General features: G+C 62.3%; 1 pseudogene. It reads right to left on the bottom strand.

The window, feature by feature from the left end:
* Positions 1-243 (bottom strand): annotated as a pseudogene (locus KVT38_RS33980) (hypothetical protein); the annotation flags it as partial.
* Between the last annotated feature and the right edge of the window lie 4 nt (positions 244-247).

Here is a 247-nt window from a genome sequence, read left to right as displayed (position 1 = left end):
GCAGCCGCACCTTCCAACCAGCACACCCGCCATCACCGAGGGATCGGTCGGAATCTCCCGCAGATAGCCCGCGCGCCGTTCAATGCCCCTGCGATTGCCGGGCATGCGACCCGTTTCCAGCCAATCGATAATATAGGAACAGCTCGCGATCATCTCGATGATCAGCCGGCGCACCCGGTCCAGCTCGAACCAGACTTGTCCCGCTGCGCTTGCTTTTCCTGCATGTGCCTCAAGCGCGCTCATCCGC

This window comes from Cohnella sp. GbtcB17, from assembly GCF_019091135.1.
Taxonomy (GTDB): Bacteria; Bacillota; Bacilli; order Paenibacillales; family Paenibacillaceae; genus Cohnella.
Note: the sequence above shows the minus strand (reverse complement) of the source record. Positions and strands in the feature narration are given on the sequence as shown.